The sequence below is a fragment of the Myxococcaceae bacterium JPH2 genome, from assembly GCA_016458225.1.
Taxonomy (GTDB): domain Bacteria; phylum Myxococcota; class Myxococcia; order Myxococcales; family Myxococcaceae; genus Citreicoccus.
The window spans coordinates 459,796-474,600 of record JAEMGR010000001.1 but is presented as its reverse complement, the minus strand read 5'-3'; the positions used below and the strand labels follow the sequence as shown (position 1 = coordinate 474,600).

At 69.9% G+C, this 14,805-nt stretch carries 12 protein-coding genes; 8 read left to right on the top strand and 4 right to left on the bottom strand.

What is annotated here, in order from left to right; genetic code table 11:
* Positions 1-12 precede the first annotated feature (12 nt).
* Positions 13-606 (top strand): MOSC domain-containing protein, encoded by a 594-nt coding sequence (locus tag JGU66_02000; protein ID MBJ6759516.1) that lies wholly within the window; start codon positions 13-15, stop codon positions 604-606.
* Between the two features lie 198 nt (positions 607-804).
* The gene (locus tag JGU66_01995; GenBank protein MBJ6759515.1) at positions 805-1,374 is read left to right on the top strand and encodes a hypothetical protein; all 570 of its coding nucleotides are present in this window, start codon (positions 805-807) and stop codon (positions 1,372-1,374) included.
* A gap of 87 nt (positions 1,375-1,461) precedes the next feature.
* On the opposite strand, the gene JGU66_01990 is transcribed toward JGU66_01995, so the two are convergent.
* Positions 1,462-2,934, bottom strand: a complete 1,473-nt coding sequence (locus JGU66_01990; GenBank protein ID MBJ6759514.1) for a pentapeptide repeat-containing protein — start codon at positions 2,932-2,934, stop codon at positions 1,462-1,464.
* Between the two features lie 44 nt (positions 2,935-2,978).
* On the opposite strand from JGU66_01990, the gene JGU66_01985 reads away from it, so the two are divergent.
* Together JGU66_01985 and JGU66_01980 are read left to right on the top strand one after the other, a co-directional pair.
* Positions 2,979-3,944 (top strand): RluA family pseudouridine synthase, encoded by a 966-nt coding sequence (locus tag JGU66_01985; protein ID MBJ6759513.1) that lies wholly within the window; start codon positions 2,979-2,981, stop codon positions 3,942-3,944.
* Positions 3,945-3,968: 24 nt separating this feature from the next.
* Positions 3,969-6,542 (top strand): PBP1A family penicillin-binding protein, encoded by a 2,574-nt coding sequence (locus JGU66_01980; GenBank protein ID MBJ6759512.1) that lies wholly within the window; start codon positions 3,969-3,971, stop codon positions 6,540-6,542.
* Positions 6,543-6,636: 94 nt separating this feature from the next.
* Here the strand turns inward: JGU66_01980 and pyrF are convergent, their stop codons facing one another.
* Together pyrF and JGU66_01970 are read right to left on the bottom strand one after the other, a co-directional pair.
* Positions 6,637-7,494, bottom strand: a complete 858-nt coding sequence (pyrF, locus tag JGU66_01975) for an orotidine-5'-phosphate decarboxylase (GenBank protein ID MBJ6759511.1) — start codon at positions 7,492-7,494, stop codon at positions 6,637-6,639.
* An 8-nt stretch (positions 7,495-7,502) separates the two neighbouring features.
* Positions 7,503-8,264, bottom strand: a complete 762-nt coding sequence (locus JGU66_01970; GenBank protein MBJ6759510.1) for an SDR family NAD(P)-dependent oxidoreductase — start codon at positions 8,262-8,264, stop codon at positions 7,503-7,505.
* A 197-nt stretch (positions 8,265-8,461) separates the two neighbouring features.
* Between JGU66_01970 and JGU66_01965 the strand changes: the two genes are divergently transcribed.
* Positions 8,462-8,863: a response regulator gene (locus tag JGU66_01965; protein MBJ6759509.1), complete on the top strand. Its 402-nt coding sequence runs from the start codon at positions 8,462-8,464 to the stop codon at positions 8,861-8,863.
* Between the two features lie 3 nt (positions 8,864-8,866).
* On the opposite strand, the gene JGU66_01960 is transcribed toward JGU66_01965, so the two are convergent.
* Positions 8,867-9,901, bottom strand: coding sequence for a histone deacetylase (locus JGU66_01960; GenBank protein MBJ6759508.1), 1,035 nt, complete (start codon positions 9,899-9,901; stop codon positions 8,867-8,869).
* A gap of 108 nt (positions 9,902-10,009) precedes the next feature.
* On the opposite strand from JGU66_01960, the gene JGU66_01955 reads away from it, so the two are divergent.
* From JGU66_01955 to JGU66_01945, 3 genes are all read left to right on the top strand, one after another.
* Positions 10,010-12,073 (top strand): HAMP domain-containing protein, encoded by a 2,064-nt coding sequence (locus JGU66_01955; protein MBJ6759507.1) that lies wholly within the window; start codon positions 10,010-10,012, stop codon positions 12,071-12,073.
* Between the two features lie 65 nt (positions 12,074-12,138).
* Entirely contained in the window at positions 12,139-13,350 is a 1,212-nt protein-coding gene (locus tag JGU66_01950; GenBank protein ID MBJ6759506.1) for an MFS transporter, read from the top strand.
* A gap of 53 nt (positions 13,351-13,403) precedes the next feature.
* Positions 13,404-14,669: an MFS transporter gene (locus JGU66_01945; protein ID MBJ6759505.1), complete on the top strand. Its 1,266-nt coding sequence runs from the start codon at positions 13,404-13,406 to the stop codon at positions 14,667-14,669.
* The last annotated feature ends 136 nt before the right edge of the window (positions 14,670-14,805 follow it).

Below are 14,805 nucleotides of genomic sequence, written 5' to 3'. Positions count from 1 at the left end.
ACAGGGGCCTCCATGCGCGCTCCCCACCTCACTGGTCGCCTCGTCCGCGTGCTCGTGTGCACCGAGCAGAAGACGTTCGTCACGCGGGAGGTGCCCGAGGTGCGGCTCTCGTTCGAGGGCATCGAGGGAGACCGTCACGCGGGGCTGACGCGCCCAGCGGATGTCCGCACACCGTGGTTCCCTCGGGGCACGCCCATCCGCAACACGCGGCAACTGTCGCTCGTGGCGGACGACGAGCTGGCGGAGGTGGCCTCCAAGCTCGGTGTGCCGCAAGTGCTGGCCGCGTGGCTGGGCGCGAACCTGGAGCTGTCCCGAGTCCCCCGCTTGACGCACCTGCCGCCCGGCACCCGGCTCTTCTTTCCCGAGGAGGCCACGCTGGTGGTGGAGGGCGAGAACATGCCCTGCACCGGCCCGGGGGAAGTCATCGCGGAGCATCACCCGGACCGCGAGGGACTCGCGAGCCGCTTCGTGAAGGCCGCCTTCCAGCGCCGAGGACTGGTGGCGTGGGTGGAGCGTCCGGGCCTCGTGCGCGCGGGCGACGAAGTGCGCGTGATGCTGCCCGCGCCAGTGACGTACTCGCTGCCCGGCGGAAGTCCCGCGAGCTGACGTCTCGCGCGCAGCTCGCCGAGAGCGGGGCAGGGCGCCCGAAGTCCTGCTCGCCCTGGGCCGTTCCCGAAGCGGGGCCTCGGTCCACGCTCGCCTTACGGCCTGCCGCGGGAGCTGGGGAAGGAGGCCGGGCAGCACCTTGGGGGTCGTGCTGTTGCGGAGGTCCACCTGATGATGCCTAGGAGGCACCTCTTGCCGATGAAGCCCTCTCTCGTGGGACTCGCCTGTGTACTGGGACTGATGGCGGCCATTCCGGCCCATGCGGATGAAGCCAAGGATGTCCTGGGCCGAGACGTCCCCGTCGGCAAGGGGCGACCGGCGCTCGTGCTGTACGCGAACCGAGGCACCCGCGAGGTGCTGCGCGACCACGCCTTCCGGTTCGCCTACAGCCTGCGCCAGGAGCACCCCGTGGTGGTGGTGCACGTGGACCTGCGAGACATCCCCGGTCTCTTCAAGGGCACCGCGCGCAAGGAGATCCGCAAGAGCTACGCCGAGTCCTTGGACGAGATGCGCCAGCTCTTCCGCGAGCACGGCGAGTCCCCGCCCGCGGACCTGGACGCGTCCTTCTTCATGGTCGCGGACTCGGACGGCTCGCCGCACCAGGGGCTGGGGATGGAGAAGGGCTTCCACCAGGCGCAGGCCCAGGTGGTGAGCGCCACGGGCCAGGAGCTGGCGCGCGGCCCCTTCCCGAGCGCCGCCGCGAAGATGGGCCAGGCCATGGCCGCCGCGGGCGCGCCCTCGGTGGCGAGCGCCGCCACGCACCGGTGAGAAAAGCAGAAGGCCCGGCCGCTCTCACGCGCACCGGGCCTTCTCGTGCTTCCGTTCAGCGCCGGGCGGAGTGCGCCCGGCGTCGCCTTACTCTTCCGGCGACTGGACGATGAGCTTCTCCTTGCCGCACACGTCGCAGCGCAGGTGGACGAACAGGTCGCCCTCGCTCTCCTCGGGCACCTCGCCCTCGGGCACGCCCAGCTCGGCCTTCGCGAGCGCCGCGACCTTCTCCGGAATCTCCGAGGCCTTGAGCGACTGCACGTAGGTCATCTCGCGCTCGTGGCACTCGCGCGTCTCGGGCCCGGTGAGCCACGCCGGCTCCATGCCCTCGGGCAGCCGGCTGACCAGCTCCAGGTTGGTGACGGACTCGGCCAGGTACGCCAGCCGCCGCAGTCGCGACTCGTCCGGCAGCGCGGCGAAGACCTGGAAGCCCTCGAAGAGGGCGGTGCGGTCCTCCCCGGTGGCCAGCTGCGCCAGCTCCATGGCCGCGTCGCTGGACTCGAGCGCCTCGTCCCAGTTGTTCTCCGGGCTGAAGCCGGCCTCCAGCAGCGAGGTGTACAGCTGCGTGGCCGCCAGCCGGCGCCGCGCCTCCTGCAGGTGCTCCACCACCTCGTGCGGCAGCCGCAGCTCCAGGAGCGCGCCCGTCGTCCGCGGGTCGATGTCGCCCGTCAGGTCATCCACCTCCACCGAGGCGCGCAGCATGTCCTTGAGCGTCTTCGCGGTGGCGAAGCGGAACAGCGGCAGCACGCCCACTTCGCGCAGGTACATGGCCGCCACGTGGGCGTCCTTGGTGCCCATGCGCAGGGCCTTCTGCGCGCGGTCCACCGCGCCGGGGTCCGCCGACGGCTTCTTGTTCTCCAGCCGCGTCTTCACGGCCTCGCGGTAGAGCGTCTCCAGCGCGTTGCCCGGCGGAAGCCGCTGCGGCAGGAGCGGCCGGAGTCCCGGCACGTCCAACACCCACAGGGGCGGCATGGGCATCCGCTTGAGGGCCCGGAAGAAGAGCGAGCCGGGCGGGTCCTGCGGACGGAAGGGCGGCAGGTCGTCACCCAGGGGCTCGTTGCCCAGGATGGACGGGGCGCCACCCTGCGTGCCGAGCACCTTGTCTCGTTGCTCGCGGGTGAAGGCGGTGATGCCCTGAGCGGGCGGTGGGGGCGGCGGCGGCGCTTCTTCGCCATCCAGGCCCACGACGCGGTCCATGTCCACGTCGTCCATCTCGATGTCTTCCAGGCCCTTGGCGCCCGTGAAGTCACAGCGAAGCAGCTTCAACTTCTCGAAGGTACAGCCCTCGAGGTTGGCGCCGCGGAAGTCGCAGTCCTGCAAGCGACCTCCATGGAAGTAGGCGTTGGAGAGGTCCGAGTCGCGGAAGTTCACCTTCGACAGGTCGCACCGCTCCCATTCCGAACCAATCAGGCCAAGGCCCGACAAGTCCGTGTTGGCGGAGAAGAGCTGCGTGAACGTGGCGCCGGTATGATCGGTCGGAACCTGGCCGGCCTTGCGCAGCCGGTTCCATTCCGCCGAGCCATTCTGGAGCAGCTTCTCGATACTGGGGGCTTTCGGCATGGACCGGGAATTATTCGTGTGGTCTGGTCCGGGCGCCAGCACAAATGATCGAGTACCGAATCGAAGCCGACACCGCCGGGATGCGCCTGGACAAGCACCTGCGCAAGCGGATGCCCAACGTTCCCGTCAGCCACCTCTTCAAGATGATCCGCACCAAGAAGGTGCGGGTGAATGGGAAGCGGGCCCAGCCCGAGCAACAGCTCGCCGAAGGCGACGTGCTCACCATCCGAGGCAGTGAGGAGCAGCTGCTCCACGCGGAGCGTCCGAAATCGGACCGTCCGCCCCCCCCGCCGCCGCCCCTGGAGCCGGACCGGCTGGTCATCCTCACGGAGGACGACTGGTTCATGGCCGTGGACAAGCCCAGCGGCATGGCGGTCCACACCGGCAGCGGCATCACCGGCGGTACGCTGGTGGACTATGTGCGCGCCTACCTGGGCCCCAAGGCGGTCCGCAACGACTTCGCCGCGTCCCCGGCGCACCGGCTGGACCGGGAAACCTCGGGCGTCATCCTGGTGGCCAAGCGCCGCCCGGCGATGGTGCACTTCACCGAGATCTTCACCCACGGCCACCCCAAGAAGCGCTACCTCACGCTGGTGAAGGGGAAGATGCCCCGCGACTCGGGCACCATCGACCTGCCCCTGTCCGAGCACCAACAGACCGCCGAGTCCAAGGCGCGTCGGGGGGTGAACATGCAGGAGGCCCTCACCCGCTGGACGCTCGTCCGCCAATCGAGCGAGGCGGCCCTTCTTTCCTGCACCATCGAGACAGGGCGCACCCATCAGATAAGAAGGCACTTGACGGCCATTGGCCACCCGGTGGCCGGGGACAAGAAGTACGGTGACTTCGCCTTCAACCGCGACGTGCGGGCGCGCTGGGGGCTCAAACGTTTGTTCCTGCACGCTGAGCGCATTGAGTTTCCGCACCCCGAACATGGGGGGAAGGTCGCCGTCGAGGCGCCCATGCCCCCGGAGCTGCTGGACGTGCTGAAGCGGGCCGCGCTCCAGCCTTGAGCCCCAGGACTCGATAGAACGCGTATGTCCGACCCGAAGAACGACCGCAGCCGCTCGAAGCTGGTCCTCGACGGCGTGCCCCCCCAGCGCTTCTTTCTGGTGCGCTTGCTGAAGCTGGTGTGCGTGCTGGCGCTGTCGGGCGCCACCGCCGCCGTGCTCGCCGTGGTGACCGCCTACTACATCTTCTCCGATGGGCTGCCCGCCATCCCGAAGGTGGACGAGTACTCGCCCCCCATCGTCACCGAGGTCTACACCGACGACGCGGTGCTGGCCGGCGAGTTCTACAACGAGCGCCGCAAGGTGGTGCCCTACGAGCGCATCCCCAAGCGGCTCGTGCAGGCCTTCATCGCCAGCGAGGACTCGAGCTTCTTCGACCACCAGGGCGTGGACGTGCTGGGCACCGCGCGCGCTGTCTCCAAGACGGTGATGTCCAAGCTGCACCTGCGGGCCGGCGGCGTCCAGGGTGGCTCCACCCTCACGCAGCAGACCGCCAAGGCGGTGCTCATCTCCGCCGAGGGCTACAAGGAAGCCACCGCCAAGACGCCCAAGCGCAAGATTCGCGAGGCCATCCTCGCGTTCCGGCTGGAGCAGGCGCTGACCAAGGAAGAGATCCTCTATCTCTATCTCAACAACGTCTTCCTCGGGCACCACAGCTACGGCGTGCAGAGCGCGGCGGAGAACTACTACCGCAAGGATGTTCGCGACCTGACACTGGGCGAGATGACGCTCATCGCGGGTCTGCCGCAGGCGCCCAGCCGCTACTCGCCCTTCCTGCGTCCGGAGGCCGCGCGCCGGCGCCGCTCGTACGTGCTGGGCCGCATGCTGACGGAGGGGATGATCTCCAAGGCGGAGCATGACGCCGCCAACGCCGAGCCGGTGAAGGTGTATCCGGTGGAGGACGTCTTCCACGAGTTCGCGCCGTACTTCACCGAGCAGGTGCGCAAGGACGTGGTGGACCGCTACGGCAACCCCGTCCTCCTGAAGGAAGGCCTCAAGGTCTTCACCACCATGGACAGCGAGCGCCAGCGCGCCGCGCAGGACGCGGTGATGGACGGCCTGCTCTCCGTGGACAAGCGCCAGGGCTACCGCGGGCCGGTGCAGCAGCTCGCCGGTGAGGCCGAGCGCCGCGCCTTCATCGAGAAGGCCAAGAAGGCCATGGGCAAGGAGGAGCTGGTCGACGGCCGGCTCTACGTGGGCATCGTCACCGCGATGGACGACGACGGGAAGGGCGCCGACGTGCAGGTGGGCCCGTACCAGGGCCGGCTGCCGCTCTTGGGCATGCGCTGGGCGCGCAAGGTGAATCCGGAGGGTTACTACCCCGCGATGATGATCACCTCGGTGAAGAAGGCCCTGAGCGTGGGCGACGTCATCGTGGTGCGGCACGTGACGAAGAAGGACCTCACGGACGACAAGGAGCAGTGGGACAAGAAGCTCGCGGAGGACATCCCCGAGGAGGGCGCGAAGCTCTTCCGGCTGGAGCAGACCCCCGAGGCCCAGAGCGCGCTCGTCTCCATCGACCCGCATCGCCAGTACCTGAGCGCCATGGTGGGCGGGTACGACTTCGACGACAACGAGTTCAACCGCGCCTTCCAGGCGTGCCGTCAGCCGGGCAGCTCCTTCAAGCCGTTCGTGTACTCGGCGGCGCTGGAGAACCTGAACTGGACCGAGGCCACCGTCATCGTGGACTCGCCCATCGTGGAGCACGACCCGGACAACAAGGTGTCGTGGAAGCCGGAGAACTACAGCGAGGCGTTCGTGGGCGACGTGCTGCTGCGCACCGCGCTGGTGAACTCCATGAACATCCCCGCGGTGAAGACGTTCGCGGCGGTGGGCGTGAAGCCCATGGCCGAGTGGGCCAAGAAGCTCGGCATGACGACGCCGATGAACATGGACTTCTCCGCGGCGCTCGGCTCCTCGTGCGTGTACCCGTGGGACCTGGCCAACGTGTACTCGACGTTCAACCGCTACGGCCGCAAGAAGCCCACGTACTTCATCCGCAAGGTGGAGGACCGCTTCGGCCGCACGCTGGAGGACCACACCGCGTTCGATGACCCCTGGGCGCCGCTCCAGGACCGCGTCGCCGCGGGCTACGCGCGCCTCTTCGAGCCGGGCGATCAGGTGATGAGCCCCGAGACGGGCTTCATCCTCACGCACCTCCTGCGCGGCGTGGTGCTCCAGGGCACCGGCGGTCCCGCGCAGCGGTTGGGCAAGCCCGCGGCCGGCAAGACGGGCACCACCAACGACTCGTTCGACGCGTGGTTCTCTGGCTTCACGCGCGACCTCGTGACGGTGGCGTGGGTGGGCTACGACCTGAACCCGCACCCGCTGGGCCGCTACGAGACGGGCGGACGCGCGGCGCTGCCCATCTGGCTGGCGTACATGAAGCGCGCGCTGGAGGGCCGGCCGCAGTCCGAGTTCTACCCGTGGCAGTCCATGGACCTGGTGCGCCTCAACATCGACAAGAAGACGGGGAAGGTGGCCCCGCTCGGCGCGAAGAACTCCGAGATCATGTTCTTCAAGAAGGGCACCGAGCCGAAGGAAGAGGTGCCCGACAAGAACCAGGTCGGCGTCGACCAGTTCATGATGGGCGCCCAGTAGCGGCCGCCCTTCACGGGAGCGCACAAGCGCGGGCTCCCTTCGCGGGAGCGCCCATCAGTGGGCGCTGCTCGGGAGGTCCTTCTGGCGACGCGCTTCAGGCCCCGGCGCCGTGGAATCGGCGCGAGGGCTCGACGTGCTCCTCCAGCGCCTTGCGCAGCGAGGCCGCGTCGGGGCCCGCCTCCAACACGGAGCGCGCGGCGGTGGGGATGACCTGCCGCTCGCGCCCGGCGAAGAGGCGGGGCAGGTCTCCGAAGCCCGCGCCCTGCGAGCCGATGCCGGGCGTGAGCAGCAGCGCGCCGCCCAGCCGCTCGACGACGGCGCGGTCGCCCTCCGGCAGCGTGGCGCCCATCACCGCGCCCACGGGCAGCGCGTCCGGGCCCGCCTGCGTGTTGAAGGCGCGGATGCCGTCCGCCAGCGCCTGGGCCACGGTGCGGCCCTCTGAGTCCAGGGCGGACTGGAGGCCCACGCCCTCGGGGTTGGACGAGCGCACGACGACGAAGGCGCAGGCGCCGTGGGCTCGCGCGCGCTCCACCGTCTTGGCGAGCGCGCCCAGGCCCAGGTACGCGGTGAAGGTGGCCGCGTCCACGTCATAGGGACTGCCCGCGCCGAAGAGGGCCTCCGCGTACGCGTCCATCGTGGAGCCGATGTCGCCGCGCTTGACGTCCAGCAGCGTGAGCGCGCCCTCCTGCTTGAAGCGCACGAGCAGCCGCTGGAGGACCTGGAGTCCGCCGGGGCCGTGGCGCTCGAAGAAGGCGCTCTGCGGCTTCACCACCGCCACGCGCGGGCCCACCGCGTCCGCCAGCCGCTCGCAGAAATCGCCCAGCCCCTGGACGGTGTCCGGCAGTCCCCAGCGCGCGAGCAGGTCACGCGACGGATCAATGCCCAGGCAGAAGGGAGAGCGCTGCGCCGCGAGGAGCGCGAAGCGCTGGGCGAAGGATGGACGGGACGACATGGAGGACCTCACTTGAGCCGGCGCGCGGCGGCGTCGAAAAGGGGATTGGGCAGCACCTTCACCAGCCGCATGGGCGCGGAGAGCTGCCAGGGGAAGCGGACCTCGGCCTGGGCGCGGAAGATGGCGCGGCCCATGCGCTCCACGGCGTCCTCGGTCTCCATGAGGAAGGGCATGGGGAAGCGGTTCTTCGCCGTCATCTCGCTCTTCACGAAGCCGGGATAGACGCACGTGACGTGGACGCCCGTGCCGGACAGGTCCACCCGCAGGCTCTCCAGGAAGGTGGAGAGGAACGCCTTGGAGGCGGAGTAGGCGGCGTGGCCCGACAGTCCGCGCTGGCCCGCGAGGCTGGAGATGCCCACCAGGTGCCCGCGTCCGCGCTCCACCATGCGAGGCAGCACCGCGCACAGCGTGGCGCAGGCGCCGGTGACGTTGGTGTCGATGATGGCGCCCACGCGCTCCCACTCCATGCGCTTTCCATGGGTGGGGCCGCCGACGCCCGCGTTGGCCACGATGAGGTCCAGGCCGCCGCACTCGTCGTCGAGCTGCTGGATGCGCGCCCGGGTCCGGGCCTCGTCGGTGACGTCCATCTCCACCGGCTCCACGGTAGCGCCGGCCGCTCGGGCCTCGGCCGCCAGCGCGTCCAGCTGCGACAGGCGCCGTCCGGTGGCGAACACGCGCAGCCCTTGCTTCGCCAGCCACAGCGCCAGGCCTCGACCCAGGCCGCTCGAGGCACCTGTCACCAGGGCCGTCCGATAGCTCGTCTCCGCCATGTGTCCTCCGCGCCCGCGCTTCGGGGCGCAACGCTTCTGCCATGGTTGGCCGGGCCTCGGGCACACAAATGCGTGGCGGTGTGGCCCCATGGGGCGGGGTGCGGTTCAAGGGCCGTCATCGCCGCGCGCCACCAGGGCGATGGCGTGCGTTCTGACCCGGTCGCACCGTGGGGCATCCTCTTCAGGGAGCACCGCACATGGGGTCGTGGAACTGCGTGCTGGCCGTGGACGACGACCCCGACATCCTGCTCGCCTTCAAGGACGTGCTGGAGCTGGAGGGCTACGGCGTGGCGCTCGCGCGCAGCGGCGACGAGGCGCTGGCGCTCATGTCGCGCGGCCTGCGCCCGGCCGTCATCCTGTTGGACCTGCTGATGCCACGGATGAATGGCTGGGAGTTCCGCGCGCGCCAGCTCTCGGACGCGCAGCTGGCGGACATCCCCGTGGTGGTCGTGAGCGGACAGGGCGTGAGCGCGCGCGAGGCCGCCTCGTTCGGCGTGGACGGCTACCTGAAGAAGCCGCTGAGCCTGGACCAGCTCCTGGACGAGGTCGCGCGCCACACCGCGGCGGGGCGGCGCGTGGCGGAGCCTTCGCGCGGATGAGGCTCAGCCTCGCGTGAGCACCGGCCAGTAGCGCTGGAGCGCGAGGCGGCTGGCGGCCACGGCGTCGCGGGCATCCCGGTGGACGGGCTCGGTGGGGAACGAGTCGCGTCGGCCCGCGAGGACCTCCACGCAGGCATGCACGGACTGGGACAGGCCGGGCAGCGAGTAGCCCCCTTCCAGCAGCAGCACCAGCTTGCCGCCGCTGACCTCCTCGGCGAGCGCGCGCACCGCGGAGCACATGGCGGCGAAGCCTCGCTCGGTGAGGTCCATGCCACCTATGGGGTCGTGTCGGTGGGGGTCGAAGCCGGCGGACACGAGGATGAGCTGGGGGCGATAGGCCTGGGCCACGGGCAGCAGCAGCTCCTCGAAAATCATCCCGTAGTCCGCGTCGCTGTTGCCACCGGGCAGGCCGCAGTTGACGGTGTAGCCCTCGCCCTCGCCTGTGCCGATCTCGGGCGCCGCGCCGGTGCCTGGGTAGTAGGGGAACTGGTGGACGGACTGGTAGAGCACGTCGCGCCGGTTCCAGAAGGCGGCCTGCGTGCCGTTGCCGTGGTGGACGTCCCAGTCGAGCACCAGCACGCGCTCGGCGCCCAGCCTCCGGCCGGCCTCGGCCGCGATGGCGGCGTTGTTGAAGAGGCAGAACCCCATGGCGCGCTCGGGCTCGGCGTGGTGGCCCGGGGGGCGCACGAGGGCGAAGGCGTTCCGTGCCTCGCCCGCCATCACCGCCTCCACGGCCTGCACCGCGGCGCCCGCCGCCAGCCGCGCCGCGTCCACGCTGTCGGGGGACACCTGCGTGTCCGCGTCGATGCGCGCGCTCTGCCCGCTGAGCGCCTCCAGGGACGCGCGCATCGGGGCGGAGTGCACGGAGGCCAGCTCCGCCTCGGTCGCGGAGCGCGGCGCGATGAGCCGCGTGCCCTCCACGGGGGTGCGCGCCAGCACGCCGAGGATGCTCCGCAGCCGAGCGGGCGACTCTGGGTGTCCCGCACCCGGGTCATGCTGGAGGAAGAGGGGGTCGGTGAGCAGCAGCGTGCGCGTCATCCACACGACCTTACGCATCCGGGTGGGGGGAAGTCAGGCCCAGGGGCTTGTTCGCCGCTTCCCCGGTTCTTGCTCCGCGGGTGTCTCCCTCCCTACAGTGCGACGGCCTTGGCACGTCGCTTCAAGAAACCCGGTCTCCGGGGCATCCTCCTCGGCTCGTTCGCGCTGGCCCTGGCGCTCATCCTGGGCGCGCTCTACTTCGTCGTTCCCGCACAGGTGGAAGACCATCTGGTGCAGCGGCTGCTCGCGCACGGACACGACAAGGCCCAGGAACTCCAAGGGCTGCTCGCGGGGCAGTCAGGCACGCAGGCTCCGCTCGGATTGGAGCGCCTGTACCGCCCGGATGATGACTTCAAGGTCGTGGCGGTGCTGTCCGCGTCGGGCGACGTGCTCGCCGCCTCGCCCCTCACGCCGCCGCCCTGGTTCACCGACGAGCTGCGCGCGCGTCATGCGCGCTCGCCCCTTCCTCCGCTGGATGGGCTGACGTTCTCCAACGGGGACGTGGCGGTGGTGGAGCAGGTGGCGCTCGCGGGTGGTGCCACGGGGCAGGTGATGGTGGTGGTGGACTTCACGCGCCTCAACCCGGTGCTCCAGTCGCTGCGCCACACGGTGCTCGCGGCGTTCGGCGTGGGGCTGGTGCTGTTCCTGCTGGTGGCGTTCCTCATCTCGCACGCGTTCATCATCCTGCCGCTGGACGCGATGATGTCCATGGCGCGCAAGCTCGCGGAGGCGGACCTCACCGGCCGCGTGGAGGTGCGCCACTCCACGGACGAGCTGGGCGAGCTGGCCGAGGCGCTCAACCGCATGGGCCAGAGCTGGCGCGACACGCTGGGCCGCGTGCGCGGCGTGTCCGACGTGGTGGCGGGCGTCATCGAGCAGATCCACCGCACGGGCACCACGGTGTCCTCGGGCGCGGGCACGGTGCAGTCGCGCGTGGAGGAGACGTCCTCCTCCATGGTGCAGATGATGGCCTCGCTCCGCGGCATCGCGGAGAACGTCGAGGTGCTCTACCAGAGCGCCGAGGAGAGCAGCTCCTCCATCATGGAGATGGCCGCCACCAACGACGAGGTCGCGGAGAACGTGCAGGCCATGGCGGCCAGCGTGGAGGAGACGACCAGCGCCATCGAGGAGATGACGTTCTCCATCAAGGAAGTGGCGCTCAACATCACCGCGCTGTCCACGTCCACGGAGGACACGTCCTCGGCCATCAGCCAGATGGACGCGGCGATTGGGCAGGTGGAGGCCAACGCCAACGAGACGGCGCGCCTGTCCGAGCAGGTCTTCGAGGACGCGCAGACGGGCGTGGAGGCGCTGCGCAAGACGCTGTCGGGCATCGACCGCATCAAGGAGAACAGCCGCAGCGCGGCGGGCGTCATCGACAGCCTGGGGCGCCACATCTCCGAGATTGGCAACATCCTCAACGTCATCGACGACGTGGCCGAGCAGACCAACCTCCTGGCGCTCAACGCCGCCATCATCGCCGCGCAAGCCGGTGAGCACGGCAAGGGCTTCGCGGTGGTGGCCGAGGAGATCAAGGACCTGGCCGAGCGCACCGGCGCCTCCACGAAGGAGATCGCCGAGCTGGTGCGCAGCATCCAGGAGGAGAGCCGCAACGCCGTGGTGGTGATGAACCAGGGCGTGAAGAACGTGGAGGACGGCGTGCAGCTGGGGCGCGAGGCCGAGGGCGCGCTCCGGAAGATCAACGACAGCACGCAGAAGTCCACGCAGATGGTGAAGGCCATTGCCCGCGCCACGGTGGAGCAGGCGCGCGGCAGCAAGCAGGTGACGGCCGCCATCCACCGCATCTCGGAGACGGTGCAGCAGATCTCCAAGGCCTCCAACGAGCAGGCCAAGGGCGGCGAGCAGATCATGAAGAGCGCCGAGCGGATGAAGGCGCTCACCCAGCACGTGCAGCGCTCCAGTCAGGAGCAGGCGCACGGCAGCAAGCAGATCACCCGCTCCATCGAGAGCATCAACGAGATGGTCACCCACCTGAACCGCGCCCAGAAGGAGCAGACCAAGGGCAGCGAGCAGGTGCTCAAGGCGGTGGAGACCATCAAGGGCGTCTCCGAGCACCAGACGCGCTCGGTGCGCCAGTTGGAAGAAGCCATCGACAACCTCCAGCGCCAGGCGGAGATCCTCCGCGCCGAGGTCCGGCGCTTCCGCGTCTGAACCCCGCCTTCATGACCCCTCCCGAGTCTCGGTCGTCGTTCTCCCTCACCCCGGTGGAACGCGGGGTGGTTGTCATCGTCGCCATCGTCCAGGCGCTCATCTTCGCCTTCGGATGGCTCCCAATCGCCGGAATCGACGGAACAAGGCCCGCGCAGGAGCCCAGCGCCGTGCTGGCGGTTCTCTCTCGATCCACCTTGTTCATCGGGCTGGGCGTGGCGCTCTTGGGAATCGTGTTCCAGGATCGCTTCTCGCGCCGCGCCGTGCTGGCTGTGGGCACGGTGACGCTCCTGGTGGCGATGGGGCTGGGGTCCGTGCACGCAGACGCGACGCTGAGTGCCCTGTCCTACGTCGTCGCCGCGGTCTCAGGGGGCATCCTGCTGCCGTCGTCGATGGCCGTCATCGTGGAGCAGGTCGGCCCGGGCCGCCGCGGCCTGGTGATGGGGATGGCCTCGGCCCTGGCGGTGTTCGCCCAGAACGCAACGGTGTATGCCGTGACGCCGCCCGGGGATGCGTCATGGGGGCATGGTGCGGCGCTTCCCTGGCTGCGGGGCGCCGTGGTGCTCTTGTCCCTGGGGCTGGCATTTGCCCTCTGGAGGCTGCCGCCCGGTCGCGGGGGCCACGACGTGGACGCGGCTCGGGGGAGCGCGCGGTGGCTGTTCGAGCCGAAGGAGGCGTGGCTCGCGTACGTGCTGCCCGGCCTGGTCACCGTGGCCGGGGGCTTGGCGATCGCGGGTGCCATGAGGTACCGCCTTGCGAGCCCCTTCAATCATCTCTCGGCTCCTGTCGATGAGCGGCTCCTGGTGGGGGGGCTGTGCCTCGTGGGGCTGGTCATCGTGGGCCGGTTGTCCGATCGGTTCGGAGCGCTGCATGTGACGTTGAGGGCGCTGGCCGTGGGGTTCGTTTTCGTCAGTTGCCTGTGGTTTCGGACAGGAGCCCTGGCGGCGTTGGGGGTCGTCCTCTTCTCCGTGCTGCAATGGGTGCTGCGGGTAGCCAGCTTCGAAGCGGTGGCGCGGGTCGCGGGCTCAGGAGCAAGCGGACGCTTCATGTCGCTGGTCGCCGCGGTCACGTCCCTGGTCACCATCGCGGCCCAGTGGATCCACCCCGCCCCTCAGTCGGTTGAGGAACTGCACCGGCCGATGTCCGGGCTTACGATCGCGATCTGCGGAGGACTCGTGCTGGCGATCGTGGCGGTGCTGTCGCAGTTGCAGGAGGCCGTGCGCGAGCCCAGGGAGGACTCCTCCGACACGGAGTTGTCCGGCGCCTCCCCACCGCGTTAGTTCTCATCGCGGCGCTCTTGTCCGTTTCGCGCCGCGTCCTCTTGAAAGTCTTCATGTCTGCTCCCCAAGCCGCGCCTTCCTCTCTCACCCCCTTCGAGCGCACGGTGGTGCTGCTCATCGGCGCAGTGCAGTTCATCAACATCCTCGACTTCGTGATGGTGATGCCGCTGGGCCCCTACTTCTCCAGTGGCCTGGGCATCGCGTCGTCACACATTGGGACGATTGGCGGCAGCTACACCGCGGCCGCGAGCGTGGCGGGCTTGGTGGCCGGCACGTTCCTGGACCGGTTCGACCGTCGCAAGGCGCTGGCGGTCTGCATGATGGGGCTGGTCGCCTCCACGGCGGCGGGCGGTCTGTCCACGGGACTCGTGACGCTGTTGCTCGCGCGGGTGTGCGCGGGCGTGTTCGGCGGGCCCGCCACGGCGCTGTCCATGTCCATCATCGCGGACCTCATCCCCGCTGAGAAACGCGGCCGCGCGCTGGGCCTGGTGATGATGGCGTTCTCCATCACCTCGGTGCTGGGCGTGCCCATCGCGCTGCGGTTGGCGGAGATGGGCGGCTGGCGCATCCCGTTCCTCGGGGTGGCGGCGCTGGGCCTGTTGGTGGTCGCGGGCGCCATCTTCCTCTTGCCGCCGGTGCGCGGACATCTGTCACCGGAGCGACAGGCCGCGCGGCCGGTGAGCGTCCTGCAACTGCTGGGGCGCACGGATGTGCAGCTCTCCTATCTGACGACGGCGCTGGTGATGATGAGCGCGTTCATGCTCATCCCCAACATCGCGCCCTACCTGCTGCAGAACCTGGACTACCCGCGCGAGAACCTGGGCAACATCTACCTGGCTGGCGGCGTGATGAGCTTCCTCGCGCTGCGGACGGCGGGCCGGCTCGTGGACGTGTACGGCTCGTTCCGGGTGGGCACGGTGGGCGTGGCGCTGGGCGTCGCCTCCATCTACGTGGGCTTCGTCGACTTCCCCCGCTGGCTGCCCATCCCCGTGCTGTTCATGGCCTTCATGCTGGCCAACGGCGTGCGGAATGTGTCCTACAGCACGCTGGTGACCAAGGTGCCCGAGCCGGCGGTGCGCGCCCGCTTCATGTCGCTCCAGTCGGCGGTCCAGCACATGGCCTCGGCGCTGGGGGCCTTCCTGTCCTCGCAGATCCTGACGGACGAGCCGAATGGCCACCTGGGGGGCATCCCGACCGTCGCCACGGTCTCCATCGTCCTGGCCCTGGGGGTTCCTCCCATGCTGTGGATCGTCGAGAACCGGCTGCGCGCCCGAGCCCAGGCGGCCCCGGTCGGCGCCCCGGTACCGGCCACCCGCTGACGGCCAGCCCTGCCAGGCGGGCCGCCGCGCCGCGAATCCAGGCCGTGGGGTAGGGGGCGCGGTGGTCCGGTCGCCCGCCGCGCGGGGGGACATGCGAATGCCCGTGGGTCGGTGTTGGTTGCACCCGCCGTCCCGG